This window comes from Tsukamurella sp. 1534, from assembly GCF_000312385.1.
In the GTDB taxonomy this organism is placed as follows: Bacteria; Actinomycetota; Actinomycetes; order Mycobacteriales; family Mycobacteriaceae; genus Tsukamurella.
In genome coordinates this window covers 753,358-777,896 of the sequence record NZ_HE997627.1, presented here as the reverse complement: position 1 = coordinate 777,896, position 24,539 = coordinate 753,358, and the positions used below count along the sequence as shown (strand labels likewise).

The 24,539-nt window shown below is 70.6% G+C and carries 26 protein-coding genes; 16 read left to right on the top strand and 10 right to left on the bottom strand.

The annotated features are described in order from the left end of the window. Positions 1-47 precede the first annotated feature (47 nt). The 7 genes from tsf (at position 48) to BN39_RS16055 (ending at position 5,404) form a co-directional block, all read left to right on the top strand. Positions 48-872, top strand: a complete 825-nt coding sequence (gene tsf / locus BN39_RS16085) for a translation elongation factor Ts (protein WP_019203462.1) — start codon at positions 48-50, stop codon at positions 870-872. Between the two features lie 118 nt (positions 873-990). After that, complete coding sequence (locus BN39_RS16080; RefSeq protein WP_019203461.1) at positions 991-1,386, top strand: VOC family protein; 396 nt, start codon at positions 991-993, stop codon at positions 1,384-1,386. After that, positions 1,383-2,162, top strand: a complete 780-nt coding sequence (locus BN39_RS16075; RefSeq protein ID WP_019203460.1) for an AraC family transcriptional regulator — start codon at positions 1,383-1,385, stop codon at positions 2,160-2,162. The genes BN39_RS16080 and BN39_RS16075 overlap by 4 nt, the downstream gene beginning before the upstream one ends. Positions 2,163-2,172: 10 nt before the next feature. Then, positions 2,173-3,111 carry an SGNH/GDSL hydrolase family protein gene (locus tag BN39_RS16070; RefSeq protein ID WP_159103258.1) on the top strand — a complete coding sequence of 313 codons (939 nt, stop codon included), beginning with the start codon at positions 2,173-2,175 and terminating at the stop codon, positions 3,109-3,111. Between the two features lie 10 nt (positions 3,112-3,121). Next, positions 3,122-3,883 carry a UMP kinase gene (gene pyrH, locus BN39_RS16065; protein WP_019203458.1) on the top strand — a complete coding sequence of 254 codons (762 nt, stop codon included), beginning with the start codon at positions 3,122-3,124 and terminating at the stop codon, positions 3,881-3,883. A 52-nt stretch (positions 3,884-3,935) separates the two neighbouring features. Beyond that, positions 3,936-4,493: a ribosome recycling factor gene (gene frr, locus BN39_RS16060; protein WP_019203457.1), complete on the top strand. Its 558-nt coding sequence runs from the start codon at positions 3,936-3,938 to the stop codon at positions 4,491-4,493. Between the two features lie 2 nt (positions 4,494-4,495). After that, positions 4,496-5,404, top strand: a complete 909-nt coding sequence (locus BN39_RS16055; RefSeq protein ID WP_019203456.1) for a phosphatidate cytidylyltransferase — start codon at positions 4,496-4,498, stop codon at positions 5,402-5,404. 6 nt (positions 5,405-5,410) lie between these two features. Here BN39_RS16055 and BN39_RS16050 read toward each other — a convergent pair whose 3' ends face one another. Continuing rightward, a complete protein-coding gene (locus BN39_RS16050) occupies positions 5,411-6,667 on the bottom strand; it encodes a nitrate/nitrite transporter (protein WP_019203455.1) in 1,257 nt (418 codons plus the stop codon). Positions 6,668-6,725: 58 nt separating this feature from the next. Beyond that, positions 6,726-7,160 (bottom strand): lipopolysaccharide assembly LapA domain-containing protein, encoded by a 435-nt coding sequence (locus tag BN39_RS16045; protein ID WP_019203454.1) that lies wholly within the window; start codon positions 7,158-7,160, stop codon positions 6,726-6,728. Positions 7,161-7,307: 147 nt separating this feature from the next. On the opposite strand from BN39_RS16045, the gene BN39_RS16040 reads away from it, so the two are divergent. Next, a complete protein-coding gene (locus tag BN39_RS16040) occupies positions 7,308-8,633 on the top strand; it encodes a DUF1254 domain-containing protein (protein ID WP_019203453.1) in 1,326 nt (441 codons plus the stop codon). A gap of 18 nt (positions 8,634-8,651) precedes the next feature. Here the strand turns inward: BN39_RS16040 and BN39_RS16035 are convergent, their stop codons facing one another. The 7 genes from BN39_RS16035 to BN39_RS16005 form a co-directional block, all read right to left on the bottom strand. Continuing rightward, positions 8,652-9,866: a CdaR family transcriptional regulator gene (locus BN39_RS16035; RefSeq protein WP_019203452.1), complete on the bottom strand. Its 1,215-nt coding sequence runs from the start codon at positions 9,864-9,866 to the stop codon at positions 8,652-8,654. Positions 9,867-9,929: 63 nt separating this feature from the next. Further along, positions 9,930-11,273, bottom strand: coding sequence for a DUF1254 domain-containing protein (locus BN39_RS16030; RefSeq protein ID WP_019203451.1), 1,344 nt, complete (start codon positions 11,271-11,273; stop codon positions 9,930-9,932). Positions 11,274-11,320: 47 nt separating this feature from the next. Next, complete coding sequence (locus BN39_RS16025; protein ID WP_019203450.1) at positions 11,321-11,635, bottom strand: DUF202 domain-containing protein; 315 nt, start codon at positions 11,633-11,635, stop codon at positions 11,321-11,323. A 1-nt stretch (position 11,636) separates the two neighbouring features. Continuing rightward, positions 11,637-12,038: a YidH family protein gene (locus BN39_RS16020; protein WP_081586128.1), complete on the bottom strand. Its 402-nt coding sequence runs from the start codon at positions 12,036-12,038 to the stop codon at positions 11,637-11,639. Continuing rightward, positions 12,035-13,390, bottom strand: coding sequence for an MFS transporter (locus BN39_RS16015; RefSeq protein ID WP_019203448.1), 1,356 nt, complete (start codon positions 13,388-13,390; stop codon positions 12,035-12,037). The genes BN39_RS16020 and BN39_RS16015 overlap by 4 nt, the downstream gene beginning before the upstream one ends. A gap of 38 nt (positions 13,391-13,428) precedes the next feature. Further along, positions 13,429-14,583 carry a CaiB/BaiF CoA-transferase family protein gene (locus BN39_RS16010; RefSeq protein ID WP_019203447.1) on the bottom strand — a complete coding sequence of 385 codons (1,155 nt, stop codon included), beginning with the start codon at positions 14,581-14,583 and terminating at the stop codon, positions 13,429-13,431. Between the two features lie 152 nt (positions 14,584-14,735). Next, positions 14,736-16,667 (bottom strand): alkyl/aryl-sulfatase, encoded by a 1,932-nt coding sequence (locus BN39_RS16005; protein WP_019203446.1) that lies wholly within the window; start codon positions 16,665-16,667, stop codon positions 14,736-14,738. Between the two features lie 145 nt (positions 16,668-16,812). On the opposite strand from BN39_RS16005, the gene rlmN reads away from it, so the two are divergent. Then, entirely contained in the window at positions 16,813-17,928 is a 1,116-nt protein-coding gene (gene rlmN, locus BN39_RS16000; protein WP_019203445.1) for a 23S rRNA (adenine(2503)-C(2))-methyltransferase RlmN, read from the top strand. A 40-nt stretch (positions 17,929-17,968) separates the two neighbouring features. Here the strand turns inward: rlmN and BN39_RS15995 are convergent, their stop codons facing one another. Next, positions 17,969-18,232: a DUF2631 domain-containing protein gene (locus BN39_RS15995; RefSeq protein ID WP_019203444.1), complete on the bottom strand. Its 264-nt coding sequence runs from the start codon at positions 18,230-18,232 to the stop codon at positions 17,969-17,971. 120 nt (positions 18,233-18,352) lie between these two features. Between BN39_RS15995 and BN39_RS15990 the strand changes: the two genes are divergently transcribed. Genes BN39_RS15990 through BN39_RS15960 form a run of 7 tightly spaced genes read left to right on the top strand, consistent with a single transcriptional unit; the run spans position 18,353 to position 24,534 of the window. Continuing rightward, positions 18,353-18,667 carry a DUF952 domain-containing protein gene (locus BN39_RS15990; protein ID WP_040768507.1) on the top strand — a complete coding sequence of 105 codons (315 nt, stop codon included), beginning with the start codon at positions 18,353-18,355 and terminating at the stop codon, positions 18,665-18,667. Between the two features lie 49 nt (positions 18,668-18,716). Continuing rightward, a complete protein-coding gene (gene ppk2, locus BN39_RS15985) occupies positions 18,717-19,580 on the top strand; it encodes a polyphosphate kinase 2 (protein WP_019203442.1) in 864 nt (287 codons plus the stop codon). Positions 19,581-19,601: 21 nt separating this feature from the next. Beyond that, positions 19,602-20,744 carry a 1-deoxy-D-xylulose-5-phosphate reductoisomerase gene (gene dxr / locus BN39_RS15980; protein ID WP_019203441.1) on the top strand — a complete coding sequence of 381 codons (1,143 nt, stop codon included), beginning with the start codon at positions 19,602-19,604 and terminating at the stop codon, positions 20,742-20,744. 35 nt (positions 20,745-20,779) lie between these two features. Beyond that, positions 20,780-22,015, top strand: a complete 1,236-nt coding sequence (locus tag BN39_RS15975) for an RIP metalloprotease (RefSeq protein WP_019203440.1) — start codon at positions 20,780-20,782, stop codon at positions 22,013-22,015. 16 nt (positions 22,016-22,031) lie between these two features. Further along, positions 22,032-23,180: a flavodoxin-dependent (E)-4-hydroxy-3-methylbut-2-enyl-diphosphate synthase gene (gene ispG / locus BN39_RS15970; RefSeq protein ID WP_040768117.1), complete on the top strand. Its 1,149-nt coding sequence runs from the start codon at positions 22,032-22,034 to the stop codon at positions 23,178-23,180. A 34-nt stretch (positions 23,181-23,214) separates the two neighbouring features. Beyond that, positions 23,215-24,039, top strand: coding sequence for a GNAT family N-acetyltransferase (locus BN39_RS15965; protein ID WP_019203438.1), 825 nt, complete (start codon positions 23,215-23,217; stop codon positions 24,037-24,039). An 18-nt stretch (positions 24,040-24,057) separates the two neighbouring features. Continuing rightward, positions 24,058-24,534 carry a DUF456 domain-containing protein gene (locus BN39_RS15960; protein ID WP_019203437.1) on the top strand — a complete coding sequence of 159 codons (477 nt, stop codon included), beginning with the start codon at positions 24,058-24,060 and terminating at the stop codon, positions 24,532-24,534. The last annotated feature ends 5 nt before the right edge of the window (positions 24,535-24,539 follow it).

Genomic DNA, 24,539 nt, shown 5'->3' with positions numbered 1-24,539 from the left:
GCGTTCGGTCGCACGACCTTCCCTTCTTAGATAGGAGCCGCACACACATGGCGAACTACACCGCCGCTGACGTCAAGCGTCTCCGCGACCTCACCGGGTCGGGGATGATGGACTGCAAGAACGCGCTCACCGAGACCGACGGCGATTTCGACAAGGCCGTCGAGGTGCTGCGCATCAAGGGCGCCAAGGACGTCGGCAAGCGCGCCGGTCGTTCCACCGCCGAGGGTCTCGTGGCCGCCAAGGACGGCGTCCTCGTCGAGCTCAACTCCGAGACCGACTTCGTGGCGAAGAACGCGGAGTTCCAGGAGCTGGCCGACAAGATCGTCTCCGCGGCCGCCGCCGCGAAGACGGGTGACGTCGAGGCCATCAAGGCGCTCGAGGTCGACGGCCAGACGGTCGAGGCCGTCGTCGAGGCCGCGTCCGCGAAGCTGGGCGAGAAGCTCGAGCTGCGCCGCGCGGCCCGGTACGACGGCCCCGTCGCCGTGTACCTGCACAAGCGCAGCTCGGACCTGCCGCCCGCCGTGGGCGTGCTGGTCTCGTACTCGGGCGAGGGCGACGACGCAGCCGAGGCCGCCCGCGGCGCCGGCATGCAGGTCGCCGCGCTCAAGGCGAAGTTCGCGAGCCGCGACGAGGTCCCCGCTGACGTCATCGAGAACGAGCGTCGCATCGCCGAGGAGACCGCGCGTGCTGAGGGCAAGCCGGAGCAGGCGCTGCCGAAGATCATCGAGGGCAAGACGATCGCGTACTACAAGGACACCGTCCTTCCCGATCAGCCGTCGGTGACCGACAACAAGAAGTCGGTCCAGCAGGTGCTCGACGAGGCGGGCGTGAAGGTCCTCGCCTTCACCCGCTTCGAGGTCGGCCAGGAGTAACACCCCCTTCGACGGGCCGTCGCCGTGCAGGAGCACGGAGGCGGCCCGTCGTCGTGTCTCGGGACGCGGTGCGGATTCCTTCAAGCCCGGGGTGCGGCCGCGGTGCGACCGTGGAGGCATGAACACGACACGCACTGACAAGAACATCTGGCCCGGACTCACCTACCAGGACCCGCTCGCGCAGCGGGACTGGTTGCGGCGCCTCGGTTTCGAGGACGGCGTCCTCGTCGAGGGCGACGGGGAGGGCGAGGTAGTCCACTCCGAGATGCTGTGGCCCGAGGGCGGCCGCGTGATGATCCACTCCGCCTGCAAGCAGGACAAGACCTTCTCCGCGCAGACCGGCACCGGCAATCTCTACGTGGTGGTCGGCGACCCCGACGCCGTGTACTCCCGCGCGCAGGACCTGGGTGCCCGCCTGGTGCGGGAGATGCGGGAGGAGGACTATGGGTCCCGAGGGTTCAGCATCGCCGATCCGGAGGGCAACTCGTGGAGTTTCGGTACCTACGCGGGATGACCGCCGTGCCCGGGGCGTCGCCCGTGGGCACCGCCCGTGCGGTCGCCTACGAGATCACCGGCGCCGCCCCGGGGGACCACCTCGCCGTACCGTCGCCGACCCTCACGATGATCGTCGACCTGGGGCACGGCCTCGACCTCACGGGGCCCGGTCTGGACGGCCTCACGACGTTCCGGCTGTGCCTCTCGGGCATGCACCCCACGCCCTACCTCGTGCACCACGACGGGATGCAGCGCGGCGTCCAGGTGGACCTGCGGCCCAGCCTCGTCCGCGCGCTCACCGGCATGCCCGCGGCCGAGCTCGCGGGGGAGGCCCTCGACCTCGAGGCTCTCCACCCGCGGCTGGCCCGCGAGCTGCACGGCCGCGTCGCGGCCGCGGCGCCCCACGAGCGGGAGGCCGTGGCCGCCGGGGTGCTGTCCCGGCACGCGACGTCCGAGCGGACCGTCCAGCCCGACGCCGCCGCGGCCTGGGATCACCTCGCCCGGCACGACGGGAACGTCACCGTCGCCGAGCTGACCGAACGCTCCGGATGGTCGGCGCGGTACCTCGCGATGAAGTTCACCGCCGAGTTCGGGATGGGCATCAAACAGGCCGCCCGCCTCATGCGGTTCGACGCGGCCCGTCGCGAACTGGAGGCCGGCGCGCCGGCCGCCGATGTCGCGGTCCGCCGCGGCTACGCCGACCAGGCGCACCTCAGTCGCGAGGTGCGCGCGTTCCTCGGGCTCTCGCCCTCCGCCTACCTCGCACGACGGCAGCGGGAATTCACCCCTGTGTAGTGTCGCCGGGGTGCCCAGGACTCTCCGTGCGACCGCCGCCCTGCTCGTGGTGTGTCTCGTCGCACTCGTGGTGGGCGCCTCGACCGCGATCGGCGGGGGTAGCGGGTACATCCATTACCAGTCGAATGGCAGAAACTACATCCCCGACCTGCCCGGCGGAGGCCAGTACGTCTCCATGGGCGACAGCTACGCCGCGTCGGGATCGCTGAGCAAGCGGTACGCCCTCGACTTCTGCAGCCGCAACTCCGACGATCTGGGACACGTCCTGGCCCAGCGGCTGCAGCCCAACACCTTCACCGACAGGGCCTGCTCGGGTGCCTCGCTCGACGACCTGACGCAGCTGTCCTGGAAGCCGCAGAGCTCGCCCCAGATCTACGGTGTCGGCCCGTTCACCCGCCTCGTCACCGTGATCGCCGGCGCGAACTCGCTCGGCTTCGGCGGCGTGATCACCCGGTGTTTCACCGACCCCGGCGTGCGCACCGAGGCCGCGTGCCGCGAGGAGGTCGAGCGCAACCTCCCCGGTACCCAGGGGTGGAACTTCGTGCGCGCCCAGTACGCGGCCACCATCGACGCCATCCGCAAGGCAGGCGCGCCGGACATGCGGCTGCTCATGGTCGGCTACCTGCCGCTGTTCCCCGCCGAGGGCGAGGTGGACCCCGCGTGCCTCGCCGCCGCCGAGATCCCGCAGTGGAGCGTTCCCCTGTGGCGGACCTGGTACGACGCGCTCCAGCGGATGGTGAAGGAGGTGGCGGCCGACCGCGGCGCCATCTACATCGACCCGCCCGTCGACCACCCGGCGTGCAGCCCGGATCCGTACGTCGCGCTGCGCGGCGCGACGATCAAGGGCGAGGGGCCGGACTCCTTCGGCCTGCACCCGACGGTGCTCGGGCAGCGGGCTCTGGGCAACCTGATCGAGGACCGGCTCCGAGGACTCGCGCGGCCCGCATAGGATAGGACCCGTGACGGACGTGGCCCAGGGACTTCAGGATCAGGACTCGGAGCAGAACCAGGGGCGGCACGGCTACAAGCGTGTGCTGCTCAAGCTGGGCGGTGAGATGTTCGGCGGTGGCCGCGTGGGCCTCGACCCCGACGTGGTGAGCACCGTTGCGCAGCAGATCGCCGAGGTCGCGCGCAGCGGGCACGAGGTGGCCGTCGTGATCGGCGGCGGCAACTTCTTCCGCGGCGCGGAGCTCCAGCAGCGCGGCCTCGACCGCGCCCGCTCGGACTACATGGGGATGCTCGGCACCGTGATGAACTGCCTGGCCCTGCAGGACTTCCTGCAGCGCGAGGGCATCGACACGCGCGTGCAGACGGCGATCACGATGGGGCAGGTCGCCGAGCCGTACCTGCCGCTGCGGGCGCGCCGGCACCTGGAGAAGGGCCGCGTCGTGATCTTCGGCGCCGGCATGGGCATGCCCTACTTCTCCACCGACACCACCGCCGCGCAGCGCGCACTCGAGATCGGCGCCGAGGTGGTCCTCATGGCCAAGGCGGTCGACGGGGTCTACGACGCCGATCCGCGCACCCATCCCGATGCGAAGCTGTTCGCCGAGATCACCCACCGCGAGGCGCTGGAGAAGGGCCTCAAAGTGGCGGACGCCACGGCCTTCTCGCTCTGCATGGACAACAGGATGCCGATGCTGGTGTTCAATCTCCTGGAGGAGGGGAACATCGCCCGCGCCGTCGCGGGGGAGAACATCGGCACCCTGGTCCGCCCCTGAGGCCCCACGGCCTCCTCGTGACACACCACCCACTTCAGCAAAGGACGACGCAGTGATCGACGAAACGCTCTTCGACGCCGAGGAGAAGATGGAGAAGGCCGTCTCGGTGGCCCGGGAGGACTTCCAGTCGATCCGCACCGGCCGCGCCAATCCGGCGATGTTCTCCAAGGTGGTCGTGGACTACTACGGCTCGCCGACCCCCATCACGCAGATCAGCTCGATCTCCACGCCCGAGGCGCGGCTCGTGGTGATCAAGCCCTACGAGGCCAACCAGCTCGGCAACATCGAGACCGCGATCCGCAACTCGGACCTGGGCGTCAACCCCACCAACGACGGCCAGCTGATCCGCGTGGGCATCCCGCAGCTCACCGAGGAGCGCCGCAAGGACCTGGTCAAGCAGGTCAAGGGCAAGGGTGAGGACGCGAAGGTCGCCATCCGCAACGTGCGCCGCAAGGCCAACGAGCAGCTCGCGAAGATCGGTAAGGACGGCGACGCCGGCGAGGACGAGGTGAGCCGCGCGGAGAAGGACCTCGACAAGACGACCGCCAAGTACACGGCGCAGATCGATGAGCTGGTCAAGCACAAGGAAGCCGACCTGATGGAGGTCTAGCGGTGGCAGATTCACCCGAGTCGGTCGGCTCCGACACCTCGCCGCCCGACTCCCCGGCAGGGGATGCGCAGTCCGGCAAGCGCAAGATCAGCGCCGGCCGCAACCTTCCCGCGGCGATCGCGGTCGGCGTCAGCCTGGGCGCGATGATCGTCGCGATCCTCGTGTTCGCGTCGCACCTGTGGGTGCCGCTCGTCGCCGCCGCCGTCGCCGTCGCCACCTGGGAGGTGGTCAAGCGGTTCCGCGCGTCGGGCACCAACCTGGAGCTGTGGCCGATGCTCATCGGCGGCCAGGCCATCATCTGGCTGTGCTGGCCGCTCGGCCCCGAGGGGGTGCTCGCGGCGTTCGTCGCCACGGTGCTCGTGGCCACCGTCTGGCGCCTCCTGGGGCATCAGAGCACCGCGGAACCGCACTCGTTCACCCGGGACATCTCGACCACCGTCTTCGTGCTCGCCTGGATTCCGCTGTTCGCCTCGTTCGGCGCCATGCTGGTGCTGCCGGAGGACCGCGGCCCGCAGCGGGTCGCGGCGCTGATCATCCTGGTCGTGTGCTCGGACGTCGGCGGCTACGCCTCGGGCGTCCTGTTCGGCAAGCACCCGATGGTGCCCGCCATCAGCCCCAAGAAGTCCTGGGAGGGCTTCGCCGGATCGATGGTGGCCGGCGCGATCGGCGCCGTGCTGGTGCTGAAGTTCCTGCTCGACGTGAATCCCGTCTGGGGCCTGCTGCTGGGCCCCGTCGTCGTGATCACCGCGACGCTCGGCGACCTCCTCGAATCCCAGGTCAAGCGCGACCTCGGCATCAAGGACATGGGCACCCTGCTGCCCGGCCACGGCGGCATCATGGACCGCCTGGACTCGCTGCTGCCCAGCGCGGTGGTGGTCTGGGCGGCGCTCACCGCCCTCATGGGGTCCTGACACCGGTCAGCGGCGGCGCAGCGCCTCGCGCAGTGGTCGCGGCGTGATCCCCTCGCGGCGCCGGGCCTTGCGTCGCGTGACGAGGACGCCGATCAGCGCGATCGCCCACAGCGGGTACTGGGCCGTCCACGCCGCGCGGAAGCCGTCGAAGGTCAGGCCGGCGCCGGAGCCCATGATGGAGCCCATGGCCTGGATCAGCAGGAGGCTCGCGAGGAAGCCGCCGATGTTGACCATGCCCTGCGCGGTGCCGAGCACGCGCGTCGTGTTGAACGTGCGGGCGTAGTCGAAGCCGATCGCGGAACTGGGGCCGCCGACGGCGATCACCAGCACCAGGAGCGTGAGTAGCCACACCGGTGACGGCTCGTCCCGCACCAGGACGATCGTCCAGAGGGTGGCGCTGGCGACGATGATGGTGATCACCATCCATGAGCGGCGCACCGGGAACCGGCCGGTGAGGAACCCGATGACGGGGCCGGAGGCCAGCGTCGCCAGCACGCCGAAGCTGATCACGCCGCCCGCCGTTCCCGACGAGAGGCCCTGGGCGTTCGTCAGGTAGGGCACGCCCCACATCAGCATGAACGCGGTCACGGAGAACATGGTGCCCATGTGCGTGAAGAACCCGAGCCGGGTGCCGGGGTGCATCCACGTGGTGCGGAGGATCCCGGGGATCTCCGAGACCTTCACCGTGAGGTGCGGCGCCGTCCGGCCGGGCGGGGCGTCGCGGACCGTCGCGAGCACGGCCAGCGTGGCGAACAGGCCGAGCGCCGCCGCCGCGGAGTAGGCGGTGCTCCATCCACTGCCCTGCAGCAGCGCGAGGAACGGCACCGCGGAGAGCACCTGCCCCAGCTGCCCCGTCATACCCGTCAGCTGGGTGACCAGCGGGATCCGGCGCACCGGGAACCACGCCGGCACCAGGCGCAGCACCGAGACGAAGGTCAGGGCGTCGCCGCTACCGACGGCCACGCGTCCCGCGATGGCGAGCGGTAGCGACTCCGTCAGCGCGAGTGCCAGCTGACCGAGGGCCATCAGGAGCGCGCCGCTCGCGATCAGCCGGCGCGAACCGAAGCGGTCCAACAGCAGGCCCGCCGGGATCTGCATGCCCGCGTAGACCACGAGCTGGAGCACCACGAAAGCCGCGAGCGTCGCCGGGGCGGCGCCGAAGCGTTCACCGGCTTCGGTACTGGAGACGCCGAACGATGTGCGCTGCAGGATCGCGACGACGTAGGCGAGAGTCCCGACCGACCAGACGACCCAAGCGCGCATGGGGTCATCGTTTCACCCCGGCCCGGGGCCGCGCATCACTGCCCGGCGCCGCGTCGAGTCAGTCCTGCAACTTCTTCGCCGCGCGGCGGAGCTGGACGATCCGTAGCGCTCCCGCCAGGCCGACGAGGAGCGCCCCGCCGATCGCGGCGATGAGGAGCGACACGCCCAGGGGCAGCGTCGCGGTCCAGAAGATCAGGTTGATCTCGGTGTTCTGCTGGTTCTGCACGATGAACACCAGCAGGAGCAGCAGCACCACTGCGCCGCCCACGAGCCCGGTCCACAGCGCGGCGGAACGGGTGTGCTTGACCTGCTCGTATGCGTTGCGGGTGTCGACGCCGCGCTTGGTCCCGGCGGCGTCCGCCGGCCCGCTCGGCAGGGCACCGTCGAGGTCCTCGCGCTCGACCGGGAGCCGCGCGTCGTCCGCCGCGTCCTCGGGCACCGCTGCTCCGAGAGATTCTTCGCCGTCCCGAACGCGGTCTTCGTCCTTCGCCATGGCGACATCCTGCCACGACGGGGAGTGCACCGTGCGTTGTGACGCGGCGACAGTGTCCCCGGCGCCGGCCTGGGACGGACGCCACTACTGCCGGCCTGCGCAGCGCGGCAGGGTGGGTGCATCCGATCGAAGACAGGAAGCGCACACATGACTGTTGACCACTCGGCCCCGCGCGACGCGCGACGCGATCCCATCGACGGTGCCGCCGATGCGGCGGCCCGATGGGCACGGCTCGGCTTCCGTGCGTACCTGTGGGGGTATCCGGCCGTGATCACGGCGCGCACGCGGGACTACGCCACGGACCCGACGAGACGGGACGGCTTTCCACCGAACACGTTCTCGCACAGCGCCGCGCTCTACACCCACGAAGACCGCCTGATCGTCAAGCCCAACAACGACACCGTCTACTCCTGGGCGTGGGTGGACCTGTCGGCGGGACCGGTCACCCTGACCGTGCCGCCCGTGCAGCGCTATCACAGCTTCCAGCTGATGGACGCGTACACGAACACCATCGGCTACGTCGGCACCCGCACGACGGGGTCCGGCGGTGGCGAGTACCTCGTCGTCGGCCCGGGCGACGAGGGTGCGCCCTCGTCCGGTGCGACGGTACTGCGGTCGCCGACCGCTCACGTCTGGCTGCTCGGTCGGACTCTGGTGGACGGACCGGATGATCTCGCCGCGGCGACCGCGATCGAGGAGAGTTACCGGCTCACCGGCCCCCACGTGGCACCGCCGAGTGGTCCGGCACCGTCACCCCACACCGTCCGCGAGGCGGGGCTCGGCTACTTCGACGAGTTGTGCGCCGTCCTCGCCTCCGACCCGCCCCCGGCGCGCGATGCCGAGTTCCTCGCGGAGTTGGCCGGATTCGGCATCGCCGCCGGTCGGGTTCCGAGCGTCGAGATCACCGACCCGGTGGCCCGGGAGATGTTGGGCGCCGCTGTCGGCGCCGCGCACGACTGGCTCGAATCGTACGGCGGCGCGACGACACGGCCGGGGTGGAGCTACAGCACCAGGCTCGGCGACTACGGAGCCGACTCCCTTCTCCGGGCGGCCATCGCGCTGCGCGGCCTCGGCGCCGTCACGGCGGACGAGGCCGTCTATCCGACCAGCAAGTACGACGCCGACGGCGAGCGGCTCGTGGGGAGCAACGAGTACGTGCTCAGGTTCGCCGCGGACGAACTGCCGCCGGTCGACGACGGGCACGGATTCTGGTCGATCACGATGTACGACGAGGAGAACTTCCTGGTCGAGAATCCGATAGACCGCTACTCGATCGGCGATCGGACGCCGGGCGTCGTCCGTGGTGCCGACGGCTCCCTGGAGATCCGGATCTCCGCCACGCCTCCGGCCGACGGAACCGCGAACTGGTTGCCCGCACCCGAGGGCCCCTTCGAGGTGACGATGCGGTGCTACCTGCCGACCGGCACGTTGCTCGCCGGCGACTACGTGGTTCCCGCGCTGCGGCGGGCGTGACGAATCGATCCGGATCGGTCAGAGCCGCGTCGGCGCTTCCGGATCGGACCATCCCCGGGCCGGATTCACCGCGACCGCCACGGTCAGGAGATCGTCGGCGCGGTGCACGTCCAGCCCCGTGAGGGTGCGGATCTTGGCGAGCCTGTTGTCGACGGTGTTCGGATGCACGCCGAGGAAGTCGGCGGTGGTCCGGCGGTCCATCCCGGACCGCAGATACGCACGGCTCGTGTCCACCAGCTCCGGCCGCTCGATGAGCGGCGCGCAGCGCGCGAGAAGCGTCGCCAGGCCGGAGCTGGGATGTGCGAGGTGGAGCTGCAGGGCCACGTCTTCGATGCCCACCGCGCACCCGCGCAGCCCCATCCGCAGCGCAGCACCCAGGATCTGGGAACCGTCGCGCGCCGCCCGCGGTAGATCCGAGATCGATTGTGCGGGAGCCACGGCCATGGTGACCTCGGCGCCGGTCGCGCGATGCAGATCGGCGGCGAGCGCGGACCAGTCGGTACCGTCCGGCGCGCAGATGAAGCGAGCCGTTCGCTCCCGGATGTCCATGAGCCACATGCCGGTCACGGCCCGCTCGATCCGGCCGCGGATCGAGCGGGCCTTGCGGCGCGCGGCGAGCGCGCGGGCACGTTCGTCGGGGGCGGTGTCCTCCGTCGCGCTCCGGGCGACGTCCGCGAGGACGACGACGGGCTGCTCGGGTGCGCCCGCCAGATCGCCGTCGGAGGGCGTTCCGGCGAACAGCGCGTCGATCGTGGCCGAGTCCCGGTCGCTGTCGGTGGCCGCGAGCGCCGTGGCGTAGCGCGTGTACGAGTCGATGGCGTCTCGCAGAACCGCGTCGGACACGGCGCGCATGTCGGCGCGTACTCGCTCGGCGTCCTGATCCGTCGCCGGCACGCGCCGGCGCAGCAGTTCGTCGAGCAGGCTCACCGCCGTCTGCCAGCAGCGGAGGTACTCGCCGACGGGCAGGCCCTCTCCGGCTCGTTCGGCGCTGCGCTCGAGGACGTCCGACAACGCGTCGGCGACGTCGACGTCCTCGCCCAGCAGCGCGCGGCAGGTCACCTCGACGAACACGCGAATGGAATGGGTGCTCTCCCGGAAGAGGTGCTCCGGCAGATTCTCGTCCGTCGCGTAGTAGGTCGAGGTGGCCACGTACCGGGTCATCGTCTCGCGGGCGATCGAGGGCGCTTCGCGGCGCAGGTCCAGCAGGGTCCGCTTCGTGCTGTCCGACCACACCGGGATGCAACCCCTTTCCCTGCGCTCACTGCGGGCGCGGTGAGCGCCCCCGATTGTCCACGATCAGCCCGGATCGCGGGCGAGGTCCTCGTCGATGAGGCGCACCGACGGGACGCGGTACGTGCCTTCGAGGACCTCCGCCCGGGGCAGGTAGAGGCGCAGGGTCAACTGGAACGGGCCTTCGGGTGCGGGCAGCCAGTTCGCCGTGTCCTCCGGCGCGACGTGCGCGATCGTGATCGCGAGCGAACCGTCGGTCCCGTACCGGATTCCGTCGGTGCGATCGCCGATCGCGAAGCGGCCGATCGGATTCGCGGTGAGGAAGTCCTGTTCGTCGTACATCGTCAGGGACCAGAACCCGTCCACCGGCGGCAACTGGTCCGCGGCGAAGTGCAGGAGGTACCGCCGTCGGCCGTCGAACCGCTCGCCGTCCGCATCGGCGCCGGCGTTGGCGTAGACGGCCTCCTCCGCGGTCAGGGCGCCGAGCGCGTTGAGGGCCACGACGGCTCGGAGCATGTGGTCACCGTCGTACCGACCGACCCCGAGGTCGTACTCCCAGTCCCCACCGGCCGACGACAGACCGCGATCGCTCGCCGCGATCACCGCGTGGGCGGCCGACATCCCCGCGCGGAGTCCGGCGCGGACGGCGGTATCGGTGATGTCCCGGCTCGGGACCCGGCCGGGGCCGATCCCCGCCGCTTCGAGGCGCGCGACGAGGGATGCGTCCGCAGCGGGCGCCGGATTGCCGCACATGGCGGTCGACAGCTCGTCGAAGAAGCCGAGGCCGGCCTCGGACACGGTGTGCGGGGAGGGCTCGGGGCCCACGACGGGAGTCGGCACGGTCGGCCCCACCACCTCGACGGACTGGGCGACCGTGCGAGCCGCGGCCAGGTCGTCGGGACCTTCGACGAGCACGCGACCGAGCATCCAGACGGTGTCGGTCGGCGCCTCGAGCACCGTCGACCCCGCCGCCGCACTCCCGCCGCCGGGGCCGCGCACGGTGTACGACGCCGCCTCGGATCCGGTCTCCCTCGTGCCGATGTAGCCGAAGGTCTCGGTGTAGGCGTCGAGGAACTGGAGCCCGTAGTAGCGGTCGATGGCGGGCACGGTGACGGTCACGGGACCTTCGCTGAGGTCGAGCCACGCGATCACGTAGATCGTGTCGTTGTTGGGCTTGACCACCTCGTGGTCGCGGTCGGTGAGGAGGCGGGGGATCGTGCTCGCGGTGTTGAGCAGGCTGGGCCTGCGGCGCGTCGGGTCGATGAGGGCGTTCCGCGTCCGCAGCATCAGGACGAGCGGGTACCCCCACACGTAGGCGTCGAATCCGAGACGGAAGGCGTTGGTCGCGGTGTCCGCCGACTCCTCCGTCGTCGCGTTCCGACAGCTGGTCGCGACTGTCGTCGGTGCCATGGGGCTTCCTTTCACAGGGGTGGTGGGGCGAAGCGTCCGCGCGGTCGTCAGTGGCCGCGCAGGAGGGAGGTCAGGGCGAGTGTCGCGCCGAGGAGCGCCAACACCAGGACGATCGACACGGTGGTACGGAGCAGGCGCCAGACGCCGTCGACGCCCGGTGGCCGATCGCGGCCCCGCGGGAGCATCGCGACTCCGACGAGGGCCACGCCGATCGCGGTCACGAGCGCTGCGCCCGCGACGGCGGGATGGCGGGTGTGGATGCCGACGAAACCGGTGCCGATCGCCGTGAGATACCCGGCGAGGTAGGTGCGCTGCCAGGCGAGCGCCGTGCGTTGGGGCTGGAGCCCGGGGTCGCCGACCACGTCACGCCGCCGACCACTGCACGACGGCGAGGACGCACAGCCCGGCCGCGGCGACCACGATCCCCACCACGAGCCAGGCGAGGTGCACGGGGGCGGGTAGTGCCGCCTTCAGGCGGAGTGCGCGTTCGTTCGCCGACCACCGGCGCACCGCGACGACCGACAGCACGGCTCCCGCCGTGCACGCCGCCGCCGAGACCGCGTACAGGGGCGCCGGAATGGTCGACAGGCCGGCGACGGTGGTCAGCGTGACACCGCCGGCGATCAGCGCCAGTGCGGTACGGATCCACGCGAGCGCGGTGCGTTCGTTGGCCAGGGAGAACCGGACGTCCGGTTCCTCGCCGACTCCGTAGACGCTGACCGGCCGACGAACGGGCGAATCCTTCTGGTGCACCGGCGTACTCACGCGGCGCGCTCCTCGCAGGTCGCGATCAGCCTGCGCGCGTCGCGTTGCGGGTGGGCGCAGAGGTAGGCCACCGCCGCGCCCGCCATCATGATGACGCCGACCACCATGAAGCCGTACCCGTACCCCTCCGCTTTGCTGTCGGTCCCCGAGACCAGCCAGCCGATCAGCAGCGGTGCGGCGGCGCCGCCCAGGCTGTAGATCGCGACGATCGTGCTCATCACCGAGGCGCGCTGCTTCGCGGGAACGACGTCGGAGAGCAACGAGAACGCCAGCCCCCATGCGGCGGTGTTCAGCGAGAACGCGAGGGTGATGAAGACGATCTGCAGCACGCCGGCGGGCAGGAGGGTGAACAGGATCATCGACACGCCGCCGCCGAGGAGCAGAGCCGCGGCGAGCGCGCCACGCGCCGTCCTCGACGAGACGCCGCGCAGCAACAGGCGACCGGAGACCATGCCGGCGAGGAAGGTGAACACCACCGCCGCCGCGAACGGCAGCGCGACCAGGTAGCCGGTCTCGGTCGCCGTGTAGTGCAGGCCCTGGCGCAGGTACACGGGCAGCCAGCTGACCTTGAGCGAGGTGGCCCAGTACGAGCAGAAGGAGAAGAAGGCGGTGCCGAAGACGGTGGGCAGCAGCCAGATCACGCGCAGCGGGGCGGTCTCCGGGAGGTGCGTGGAGGCTGCGCCGTCGGCCGCTGGTGCGCCGGCCTGGGCGGTCGCGGCCGGGCCTTCGCGGCCCACCACGAGCCAGAGCCCCATCCAGATCAGACCCAGGACGATGAGCACCTGGAAGCACGCCTGCCAGCCCCACTTCTGCATCACCCAGGTGAGCGCGGGCGCGGCGATCAGCGGGCCGAGCGACGCGCCCATGATGACGACCGAAGACGGCAGCGAGCGGCGCTTCGGCACGAACCAGGTGTGCGTGATCTGTTGGGCGAGTGCCGCGGCGGGCCCTTCGGCGAAGCCGAGGAGCATTCGGGCGACGACCAGGAGCGCGAAGGAGGAGGTGAAGATCCCGGTGAGCGGGATCAGGCTGACGATCCAGAGGGCCACGAGGCCGGTGAGCAGCCAGCGCGCGCTGACCCGGCCACCGAGCGCGCCGAGGACGAGCGCGCCGACGGCGAAGGGCCAGAAGAACACACTCTGCAGGAGGCCGTACTGCGCTGACGAGATGCCGAGGTCGTGCTGGAGTTCGACGCCGACGATGCCGACGACGGACTTGTCCGCGAAGTTGACGAACATGAACAGCATCAGGGTGATGGTGACGAGCCATCCCCGCCGCCGCAGGGACGCGGTGTCGGCAAGGGTGTCGTCGAGGTCGGCGATGCGGACCTCGCGGGAGGTGGTGCGAGACATGGGGATCGACTTTCTGATCACGTGAAGGAGTAGCGGACTCAGCCGACCGCGAGCTCACCGAGGATGCGGTCCGTGTCGGCGCCGAGGTCGGGCACCGCACCCCCGTCGGCGGTCCGGGGAACGCTCACGGCGCGGTAGGGGAGGCCCGGGATGGTGTACTGCTCACCGTCGGGAGTGACGGCCTCGACGAAGATGCCGGAGGCGACCACGTCGCCGGCCACGCGGGCCTGGTCGTACGAGCGGACCGCCCCCGACACGATGTTCGCGGCGGTGAGCATCTCGAGCGCGTCCTCGGTGGTGACGCCGGCGAAGAACGGCGCCAGCGCGGCCAGCAGTTCCGCGCGGTGGGCGACGCGGCCCGGGTTGTCCCGGAACCGGGGATCCTCGAGCAGCTCCGGCGTCTTCGCCAGTGCGCACAGGGCGGCGAACTTCTCCTCGGTGTAGGCGGAGACCACGATCGACCCGTCGGTGGTGGTGAACAGGTCGGCCGCGGGCGCGACACTCGGCTGGCCGTTGCCCTGCCGGACGGGCTTCGCGCCGACGGAGTAATCGGCCCAGTTCACGGCCTGCAGGTTGACCGCGACGTCGAGGAGTGAGACCTCGATGTGGTCGCCGGCCCCGGTGCGCTCCCTCCGAAACAGAGAGGCGAGCAGAGCCTGGGTGAGTACGTAGGCGGTCGCGTGGTCGATCACGGGCACGCCGACGCGCTGCGGGTCGCGGTCGGGCTCGCCGGTGACGTACATCAGGCCGGACTCCGCCTGCGCGGCGATGTCGAGGCCCGGCCGCCGGGCGGAGGGGCCGGTCTTCCCGAAGCCGGTGACCTCGGCGAAGATGACCGTGGGGTTGAGGTCGCGGATCGCATCCGCAGAGAGCCCCAGGCGGTCGAGTGCGCCGGGGCGCAGGTTGCTGACCACCACGTCCACGCTGCGGATCAGAGCGCGCGCCTGGGCGAGTCCGGCCTCCGACTTCAGGTCGACGACGACAGAGCTCTTGCGCCGGTTGTAGGCGCGGATGATCGCCTCGCCGTAGGACCCGATGGACCGCGCTTGATCGCCGTTCGGGTTCTCGACCTTGATCACCTCCGCGCCCAGATCCGCGAGCGCCTGGGTGGCGCCCGGTGCTGCGATGTACTGCCCGAGGTCGATGACGCGGATGCCGTGCAACGGCAGGTGATCGGGGGTGATGTTCGGCATGAAGTCCCTTGCTGTGTGGATCGTCGGCCACTGTGAGTGGCGTGGGTCTCAGCATGTCCGGCATGTGATCGGAGCGACATCCTCGCGCGTCACATGCGCCGGGGGACTCGCATGTGACGGATCACAATCCGCGCCGTCGGCGTCGCGGCGGGTCAGGGCAGCACGATGTCGAACCCCGGGCGCGGCTGGTCGAGCACCGCGGTGAGGTCGGCGAGCACCTGGGACGGGCCCTCCACCGACACGTCGCCGGACGCCAGTAGGTCGGCCGCCGAGTCACCCGAGAGGAGGCGGGTCAGGGCCGTCCTGGTGATCACGATCGCCGCGTCGGCGACCGGCAGATCGGACAACCCCGTCGGGTCGTAGTGCGTGAGGACGCCGTTGCGCAGTTCGACCCGACGCCGGCCGCCGTTGGGTGCGCTCACCGTCCAGTCGGTGACGGCGGCGACCGTCGCGGCCGCCGCCCCGTCGACCCGGATCGCGAGGGTGTCGAACAACTGCTCCGTGGTGAGGCCGCTCAGCATCGCCGGGGAACTGCTGCGCTTGGGGGACGGCAGCGTTCCGTTGCGCAGCTCCCAGGCACCACTCAGGTAGAAGTTGCGCCAGGTCGCGTTCTCCGTGGAGTACGCGAGTTGCTCGAACGTCGCCGCCTGCAATCGCCTGGCGGCGGCGTTGTCGGTGTCCGCGAACAGCACGTAGTCGGCCACCTGGCTCGCCCAGCGGAAGTCGCCCTGGTCGTACGCCTCCCGTGCGATCCCGAGCGCTGCGTCCGCCCCTCCCATCGCCCGGACGTGACGCTGCGCGGAGGCGACCGGAGGGTGCTGCCAGAGGTGGGCCGGGTTGCCGTCGAACCACCCCATGTACCGCTGATAGACGGCCTTGACGTTGTGGCTGACCGAGCCGTAGTAGCCGCGGGTCGCCCAGTTCCGCTCCAGCGCGGGAGGCAGCGCGAGCTCCTCGGCGATCTCGGCGCCGACGTACCCCTGATTGAGCAGACGCAGAGTCTGATCGTGCAGGTAGGCGTACATGTCGCGCTGGAGCGACAGATACTCGAGCACCCGGTCCTGGCCCCAGGTGGGCCAGTGGTGCGAGCCGAAGGAGGTGTCCGTCCGGCGGCCGTACAGATTGATGGCCTCGGTCAGGTACCGGGCCCAGATCCGTGCGTCGCGGACCAGGGCCCCACGGAGCGTGAGCACGTTGTGCATGGTGTGCGAGGCGTTCTCGGCCATGCACAAGGTGCGGGTCGCCGGGAAGTACATGTTCATCTCGGACGGTGCCTCGGTGCCGGGCGTCATCTGGAACTCGATCGTCACGCCGTCGAGGACGACGCTCTGCCCGGTGTGGGTGACGTCCACAGTCGGAGGGATCAAGCCGACCGTGCCGCGAGAGGTGGCCTGACCGAGCCCCGAGCCCACCGAGCCCAGCGGTCCCCTGGGCAGTCGAGCGCCGTACATGTACGTCGCGCGGCGCGTCATCGCGGTTCCGGCGTACACGTTCTCCGCCACGGCGTGTTCGAGGAAACCCGCCGGGGCGACGACGGGGCATCGCCCGTCACGGACGTCCTCAGCGGTCACCACTCCCGGCGCGCCACCGAAATGGTCGACATGGGAGTGCGAATAGATCAGCGCGGTCACGGGACGGTCGCCGCGGTGCTCGCGGTAGAGGCGCAGTCCTGCTGCGGCGGTCTCCGCCGAGACCAGTGGATCGATGACGATCACCCCGGTATCGCTTTCGACGAGCGTCATGGCGGACAGGTCGAACCCGCGGATCTGGTAGGTGCCCGGTATCACCTCGTACAGACCTTGGCGGACGTTGAGTCGGCTCTGGCGCCACAAGCTCGGGTTCACCGAGTCGGGGCACGGCTCGTTGACGAAGGCGTACGAATCGTTGTCCCACACCGTGCGGCCGCGTTCATCGCGAACGACGCCGGGACTCAGTGCCGCGAGGAAGCCCCGGTCGGCATCGATGAAGTCTTGGACGTCGTCGAACGGGAGTGACTCCGTCGTGCGGCGATGCGCCTCCGCGACGTGCTCGGTAGGGAGGGATTGCTCGTCGCTGGACAGGGGGTCCGGTGTGGTGGTCGTCATAGCGCCCTTTCGCTCGTCGTGTCGTCGGAGTGTCCACCGGGCGCCCTGGGGAAACCAGTGGTCGCCGTCACAACCACGGGCGCTGCGGTTGTGACGGCGGTCGATGGCGGCGGTGCCACTCCGGGCGTGGGACTATGGGGGAGTTATGAGCACCTCCCTGCCTCTGGTATTCGATGCGCCCAAGCGCGGCAAGCCGCCGCGCCACCTCGCCGACCTCACCGACGACGAGCTCAAGGCCGCGGTGAAGGACCTCGGCCTCCCGGCGTTCCGCGCCAACCAGCTCGCGCGGCACTACTACGGCCGGCTCGAGGCGGATGCGGCCACGATGACCGACCTGCCCGCCGCCGCGCGGGGCACCGTCGGCGATGCGCTCCTGCCCGAGCTGATGAGTCCCGTGCGGCACATCGCCACGGACAACGGCACGACCCGCAAGACGCTGTGGCGCCTGCACGACGGGACGCTGCTGGAATCGGTCCTCATGCGCTACACCGACCGCGCCACGCTGTGCATCTCCAGCCAGGCCGGCTGCGGCATGGCGTGCCCGTTCTGCGCCACCGGCCAGGGCGGCCTCGACCGCAACCTGTCCACCGCGGAGATCGTGGACCAGGTGCGCAGCGCCGCGAAGGCGATGCGCGACGGGGATGTCTCCGGCGGTCCCGGGCGCCTCTCCAACGTGGTTTTCATGGGCATGGGGGAGCCGCTCGCCAACTACAAGCGGGTGGTCCAGGCGGTGCGCCGGATCACCCAGCCCGCCCCCGAGGGGCTCGGGATCTCGCAGCGTCACGTCACGGTGAGCACGGTGGGCCTGGCCCCGGCGATCCGCAAGCTGGCCGACGAGGGCCTGTCGGTGACACTCGCGGTCTCGTTGCACACGCCCGACGACGAGCTGCGCGACACCCTGGTGCCGGTCAACAACCGGTGGAGCGTGCAGGAGGTGCTGGAGTCCGCGCGGTACTACGCGGACAGCACCGGCCGGCGCGTCTCCATCGAGTACGCCCTGATCCGCGACGTCAACGATCAGCCGTGGCGCGCGGACATGCTGGGAGACAAGCTCCGCAAGAAGCTGGGGCAGTTCGCGCACGTCAACCTGATCCCCCTGAACCCGACGCCGGGCAGCGAGTGGGACGCGTCGCCGAAGGACCGGCAGGACGAGTTCGTGCGAAGGGTGCAGGCCCAGGGCGTGTCGTGCACGGTGCGCGACACCCGCGGCCAGGAGATCGCGGCGGCCTGCGGCCAGCTCGCGGCAGAGGAGAACGCCTGACTCACGCGGCGTGAGTCAGGCGTCGGCGGAGCGGGCTACGTCAGTTCTTCCACTTGCCGCGGCTGGAGTACCAGTTGACCGCGATGACGCCGAGGATGGCGACGGCGAAGCCGACGAGCCAGATGTCCTCGGTCTTGCCGGTGTGGTTGCCGATGGTCATGGCCACCAGCAGCAGCGCGAACAGCACGCCGAAGATGCGCGCGGAGTTCGGGGCGTTGCCGCTCCAGCCCCAGTCCTTCGAGGGCACGTCGGCCTCGTCGACCGTCGAGTTGCTGCTCTGACGCTCCAGGTCGGTGGTTGCCACTGCGGTTCTCCTTCGTCGCTGCCTGCCGCGCCCGGGTCGCCCCGGGGATCGGTGTGATCCTATCCCGCTACGACCGGCTGTCGTATGAGGGGCGCCGGATCGGACGGTAGCGTGGCGCCGGTGATCCTCCACCTGGCGTTCGCGGACGACTGGGCGGCCGCGCGGGCCGCCGGCGTGTACAGCGTGTCCACCCGCGGTGCGTCCCTCGCGGACGTCGGCTTCATCCACTGCTCCACGCCGGAGCAGTGGCGCGGCGTGCGTGACCGGTTCTACGCCGACGTCCCCGCGGCGGACCTGCTGCTGCTCACCGTCGACCCGGCCGGGCTGGACGTGCGGTACGAACCGCCCGCTCCCGGCGTCGACGAGCTGTTCCCGCACGTGTACGGACCGATCCCGGTCTCGTCGGTGGTCGCGGCGGAGTCCATCCCGATCTGATTCGTCGCCGTTCACCGTGCCGCGGGTCCCGCGTTGGTACAGTCCGCGGATGAGTGATACCGCCGCCGGGACGGGGACGAAGACGCAGGCCAAGGCCAAGAAACCGAAGCCGGGTAAGCGCCGGAAACTGGATAAGGCCGCCTACGAGGCGGAACTGCTTCGCCTGCAGGCCGAACTGGTGGACATGCAGCAGTGGGTGAAGACGACCGGGACCCGGATCGTGGTGATCTTCGAGGGCCGCGACGCCGCGGGCAAGGGTTCGGCGATCAAGCGCGTCACGCAGTACCTCAACCCCCGGATCTGCCGCGTGGTGGCGCTGCCGGCGCCCACCGAGCGGCAGAAGACGCAGTGGTACTTCCAGCGCTACGTCGAGTACCTCCCCGCGGCGGGCGAGATCGTGCTGCTCGACCGGTCCTGGTACAACCGCGGCGGCGTGGAGCGGGTGATGGGCTTCTGCACCGACGACGAGTACGAGCGGTTCCTCCGCCAGGCCCCGGCGTTCGAGAACATGCTGGTCGAGGACGGGATCATCCTGCTCAAATACTGGTTCTCGGTGTCCGACGTGGAGCAGGAGGCACGCTTCCGCTCCCGCGCGACCGACCCGATGCGGCAGTGGAAACTGTCCCCGATGGACCTCGAGTCGATCACCAAGTGGGAGGACTACTCCCGCGCGAAGGACGAGATGTTCGCCCGCACCGACACCGAGGTGGCGCCGTGGTACACGGTCGAGAGCGAGGACAAGAAGCGCTCGCGGATCAACATGATCTCGCACCTGCTCTCGTCGGTCCCGTACACGAAGCTCGACCCGCCCGCGGTCGAGGTCCCCGAGCGTCCCGCGCCCACCGGCTACGCCCGACCGCCCAGGGAGGCGGCCCGGTACGTGCCCGACGTCGCCGCGGCCCTGGAGAAGTGACGCACTCGTTAGTGTGATCGGGTGACCACCCGCGTCCTCATCCTCGGCAGCACCGGCTCCATCGGCACCCAGGCGCTGGAGGTGATCGCCGAGAACCCGGACCGGTTCGAGGTGGTCGGCCTCGGCGCCGGCGGCGGCAACCCCGAGCTCCTCGCCCGGCAGGCGCGCACCGTCGGCCTGGGCGGGGCGCGGATCGGCATCGCGGACCCGTCGCGCGCCGGCGGGTTCGACGGTGCGCTGACCGGCCCGGAAGCCATGACGCGGCTCGTCGAGACGGTCGAGGCCGATGTGGTGCTCAACGGCGTGGTCGGAAGCCTCGGCCTGGGGCCGACGCTCGCGGCCCTCGACAGCGGCGCCCGTCTCGCCCTCGCCAACAAGGAGTCCCTGGTGGCGGGCGGTTCGCTGGTCCTGAATCGGGCGGCCGAGGGCCAGATCGTGCCCGTCGACTCCGAGCACTCCGCCATCGCGCAGTGCCTGCGCGGCGGCGCACCGTCGGAGGTGGACCGGCTCGTCCTCACCGCGTCCGGCGGGCCGTTCTTCGGCCGCACCCGCGCCGAGCTCGCCGACGTCACCCCGGAGCAGGCGGGGAAGCACCCCACCTGGTCGATGGGGCCGATGATCACCCTCAACTCCGCGACCCTGGTCAACAAGGCCCTCGAGGTGATCGAGGCGCACCTGTTGTTCGGCGTCCCCTACGACCGCATCGACGTCACGGTGCACCGGCAGTCCGTCGTGCACTCGATGGTGACCTTCGTCGACGGCGCCACCATCGCCAAGGCCTCGCCGCCGTCCATGAAGCTGCCGATCGCGCTGGCGCTCGGCTGGCCCGACCGGGTGCCCGGCGCGTCCGCCGCCTGCGATTTCGCCGAGGCCCACACGTGGACCTTCGCCCCCGTCGACCACGAGGCGTTCCCCGCGATCTCCGTCGCCCGCGACGCCGGCACCCGCGGCGGCAGCCTGACCGCGGTGTTCAACGCCGCGAACGAGGTGGTCGCGCAGGCGTTCCTCGACGGCAGGACCTCGTTCCTGGCCATCGTCGACACCGTCGCGCGGGTCGTGTCCGACGGTGCGCAGTGGCAGGCCGAGCCCCGGGACGTGGCGGACGTCCTCGCGGCGGAGGAGTGGGCCCGCGCCCGCGCCGCGGAGCTGGTCGGGTCGGCCTGAACCAGGACCCCTGAACCGCCGGTATCCTGGAGCCCATGATGTACGCCCTGGGTATCGCAGCGTTCGCGCTGTGCATCCTCGCCTCGGTCGCCTGGCACGAGTGCGGTCACATGTGGGCCGCCCAGGCCACCGGTATGAAGGTGCGGCGCTACTTCGTGGGTTTCGGTCCCACGGTGTGGTCCACGCGCCGCCCGAAGGGGCCCGACGGGATCGAGTACGGCCTCAAGGCGGTGCCGCTCGGCGGTTTCTGCGATATCGCGGGGATGACCATGCTCGACGAGCTGAAGACCCCCGTCGAGCGGGAGAAGGCGATGTACAAGCAGGCGCCGTGGAAGCGCCTCTTCGTGCTCTTCGCCGGGCCCGGTATGAACTTCGTGCTCGGGGCGCTACTCATCTACGGCGTCGCCGTGACCGCTGGGCTGCCCGCGGTCGACACGCCGCCGAAGGCCGCCGTCTCGGCCACCGGATGCGTCGCCGATTCGACCACAAAGCCCACGAAGGACCAGCCGCCCCGGCCGATCGGCGAGTGCCGGCCGAGCCCCGCGGCGCAGGCGGGCCTGAAGTTCGGCGACGAGATCGCCTCCGTCAACGGCACCGCTGTGAACGCGGAGACGGTCATCGACGCCCTGCAGAACGCCAACGGCCCAGTCCGCCTCGGCATCGTCCGGGACGGGCAGCAGAGCGAGGTCACCGTCGACCCCCTGACGTCGACGAAGTGGCGCCCCACGGAGGACCGTAAGGACTACACCCAGGTCACCGGTCCCACGATCGGCATCACCGTCGGCACGATCGGCGTGGTCAACCACTACAACCCGCTCACCGCGATCGGCGGCGCCGCGGCCTTCACCTGGGACCTGGGCGAGAAGACGGTGGTCGCGATCGGCCAGCTCCCGCAGAAGGTCCCGGCCCTGATCGATGCGATCAGGACGGGGGATCGTGGAATCGACACGCCGTCGTCCTTGGTCGGCGCGTCGATGATCGGTGGCGAGGTCGCAGAGCGCAACATGTGGGCCGTGTTCTTCCTGCTGCTCGCCGGGTTGAACCTCATGCTCGGCCTCATCAACCTGCTGCCCGTGCCGCCGCTCGACGGCGGTCACATGGCGGTGGTGATCTTCGAGAAGATCCGCGACCTGGTCACGGGGCGCAAGGACGGGCCCGTCGACTACTTGAAACTGGCGCCGCTCACGTACGTGGTGCTCGCGGTCGGGGGCAGCTACATGTTGCTCGTGCTGGTCGCAGACATCGTCGCACCCCTCAAACTCTTCAACTGAATCGGAGTAGTAGCGAATGTCCGTAGGTTTGGGAATGCCGGCAGCCCCGGCACCCGTGTTGGCTCCGCGCCGCAAGACCCGCCAGCTCGACGTGGGCGGCGTCGGCGTCGGCAGTGATCATCCGATCTCGGTGCAGTCCATGTGCACCACCAAGACGCACGACGTGAACGCCACGCTGCAGCAGATCGCGGAGCTCACCGCATCGGGCTGCGACATCGTGCGCGTCGCCTGCCCGCGGCAGGAGGACGCCGACGCCCTGCCGATGATCGCCAAGAAGGCGAACATCCCGGTGATCGCCGATATCCACTTCCAGCCCAAGTACATCTTCGCCGCGATCGACGCGGGCTGTGCGGCCGTCCGCGTGAACCCCGGCAACATCAAGGAGTTCGACGGCCGCGTCAAGGAGGTCGCGAAGGCGGCCGGCGACGCGGGCATCCCGCTGCGCATCGGCGTGAACGCCGGCTCGCTGGACAAGCGGATCATGCAGAAGTACGGCAAGGCCACCCCCGAGGCGCTCGTCGAATCGGCGCTGTGGGAGGCGAGCCTGTTCGAGGAGCACGGCTTCGGCGACATCAAGATCTCGGTCAAGCACAACGATCCCGTGGTCATGGTGGAGGCGTACCGGCAGCTCGCGGCGCAGTGCGACTACCCGCTGCACCTCGGCGTCACCGAGGCGGGTCCCGCGTTCCAGGGCACCATCAAGAGCTCCGTCGCGTTCGGCGCTCTGCTCTCCGAGGGCATCGGCGACACCATCCGCGTGTCCCTCTCGGCGCCCCCGGCGGAGGAGATCAAGGTGGGCGACGCGATCCTGCAGTCGCTCAACCTGCGCCCCCGCAAGCTGGAGATCGTCTCCTGCCCGTCCTGCGGCCGTGCCCAGGTGGACGTGTACAAGCTGGCCAACGAGGTGACCGCCGGCCTCGAGGGCATGGAGGTTCCGCTGCGCGTGGCCGTCATGGGCTGCGTCGTCAACGGCCCGGGCGAGGCCCGCGAGGCCGACCTCGGTGTGGCCTCCGGTAACGGCAAGGGCCAGATCTTCGTCAAGGGCGAGGTCATCAAGACGGTGCCCGAGGCGCAGATCGTGGAGACGCTGATCGAGGAAGCGCTGCGGATCGCGGAGGAAACGGGGGATAGTGACAGTGGTGCGCCCGTCGTCACCGTGTCATAGCCGATAAGCCGTCCGAGGAGTTGCGGTGCTGAGGATGCTGCACGAGCGGCCGGTCCCGCCCCGGGACCTGCCCACGGTGCTGGCCGTCCTCGACGCCGACCCGGTGGCCGCGTGCATGATCGCCGGTCGTGTCCAGGAATTCGGCACGGATCCGGGGTCCCTCGGCGGTGAACTGTGGACCAACCGCGGCATTACCTCGTCGCTGTGCTTCTCCGGTGCCAACCTCGTGCCGCTGCGCGGCGACGCGGAGGACATGCGCTACTTCGCCGCCCGCGCGGCGCGGGGCCACCGCGCGGCCGCGTCGATCGTCGGCCGCGCGGAGTACGTGCTGCCGCTCTGGGCGGACCTCGAGTCCGCCTGGGGCCCGGCTCGGGAGATCCGCCCGGACCAGCCGCTGATGACGATGCCAGCGCCGTCGCCGGCGTCGCACCCGCACGTGCGGCCCGCGCGGATGTCGGAACTCGATCAGTACCTCGACGCCTCGGTCGCGATGTTCACCGCAGAGGTGGGCATCGACCCCCGCGGCGGCGACGGCGGGCGGGCGTACCGTCGGCGGGTCGCCAACACGATCCTCGGCGGCCGGGCGTACGTCCTGTTCGACGGCCCCGACGTGGCCTTCAAGGCGGAGGTCGGGGCGGTGTCGCGCACCGTTGGGCAGATCCAGGGCGTGTGGGTGCGGCCCGACCTGCGGGGGCAGGGGCTCGGCGGGGCGGGCACCGCCGCGGTGGCCGACGCCGTCCTGCGGTCCGGTCGGATCCCCAGCCTGTACGTCAACAGCTTCAACACCCCGGCCCGGCGCGCGTACGAGCGTGTCGGATTCCGGCAGGTCGGGACGTTCGCGACGGTCCTGCTCGCGTGACGCGGCTACGCTTCTCCCGTGAACACCTGGGGGTACGTCGCCGTCGTCGCGCTGATGGTCGTGGGGTTGCTGGGCATCGTGGTCCCGGTGCTGCCCGGCACGACCCTCGTGGCGCTGGGCATCCTGATCTGGGCGATCGTCACCGGCGGCAGCGCGTGGGGCGTGTTCGCCGCGGCGCTCGCGAGCATGGTGATCGCGTGGGTGGTGAAGTACTTCGTCGGGCACCGCACGATGGCCAGGGCCGGGGTGGGGAAGTGGTCTCTCGTGGCCGGCGGCGTCGCCGGCATCGTGCTGTTCTTCCTGATCCCCGTGGTGGGCCTGGTGATCGGGTTCGTCGGCGGAACCTTCCTCGCGGAGGCGGCTCGCCTGCACGACGTGCGCGCGGGGTGGACGGGCGCGATCGCCGCCACCAAGGCGGCGGGGCTGCTCATCCTCATCGAACTGGCGGGCGCGCTGATCGCCGTCGGCATCTGGCTCGTGGCCGTCCTGGCCTGATGGGG

What these genes read in the sequence shown, in the direction of transcription:
- tsf (WP_019203462.1), top strand. Translation starts at nt 48, where the DNA reads ATGGCGAACTACACCGCCGCTGACGTCAAGCGTCTCCGCGACCTCACC.
- BN39_RS16080 (WP_019203461.1), top strand. Translation starts at nt 991, where the DNA reads ATGAACACGACACGCACTGACAAGAACATCTGGCCCGGACTCACCTAC.
- BN39_RS16075 (WP_019203460.1), top strand. Translation starts at nt 1,383, where the DNA reads ATGACCGCCGTGCCCGGGGCGTCGCCCGTGGGCACCGCCCGTGCGGTC.
- BN39_RS16050 (WP_019203455.1), bottom strand. Translation starts at nt 6,667, where the DNA reads ATGCGCGCTTGGGTCGTCTGGTCGGTCGGGACTCTCGCCTACGTCGTC.
- BN39_RS16045 (WP_019203454.1), bottom strand. Translation starts at nt 7,160, where the DNA reads ATGGCGAAGGACGAAGACCGCGTTCGGGACGGCGAAGAATCTCTCGGA.
- BN39_RS16040 (WP_019203453.1), top strand. Translation starts at nt 7,308, where the DNA reads ATGACTGTTGACCACTCGGCCCCGCGCGACGCGCGACGCGATCCCATC.
- BN39_RS16030 (WP_019203451.1), bottom strand. Translation starts at nt 11,273, where the DNA reads ATGGCACCGACGACAGTCGCGACCAGCTGTCGGAACGCGACGACGGAG.
- BN39_RS16015 (WP_019203448.1), bottom strand. Translation starts at nt 13,390, where the DNA reads ATGTCTCGCACCACCTCCCGCGAGGTCCGCATCGCCGACCTCGACGAC.
- BN39_RS16010 (WP_019203447.1), bottom strand. Translation starts at nt 14,583, where the DNA reads ATGCCGAACATCACCCCCGATCACCTGCCGTTGCACGGCATCCGCGTC.
- BN39_RS16005 (WP_019203446.1), bottom strand. Translation starts at nt 16,667, where the DNA reads ATGACGACCACCACACCGGACCCCCTGTCCAGCGACGAGCAATCCCTC.
- rlmN (WP_019203445.1), top strand. Translation starts at nt 16,813, where the DNA reads ATGAGCACCTCCCTGCCTCTGGTATTCGATGCGCCCAAGCGCGGCAAG.
- ppk2 (WP_019203442.1), top strand. Translation starts at nt 18,717, where the DNA reads ATGAGTGATACCGCCGCCGGGACGGGGACGAAGACGCAGGCCAAGGCC.
- BN39_RS15975 (WP_019203440.1), top strand. Translation starts at nt 20,780, where the DNA reads ATGATGTACGCCCTGGGTATCGCAGCGTTCGCGCTGTGCATCCTCGCC.
- ispG (WP_040768117.1), top strand. Translation starts at nt 22,032, where the DNA reads ATGTCCGTAGGTTTGGGAATGCCGGCAGCCCCGGCACCCGTGTTGGCT.
- BN39_RS15965 (WP_019203438.1), top strand. Translation starts at nt 23,215, where the DNA reads ATGCTGCACGAGCGGCCGGTCCCGCCCCGGGACCTGCCCACGGTGCTG.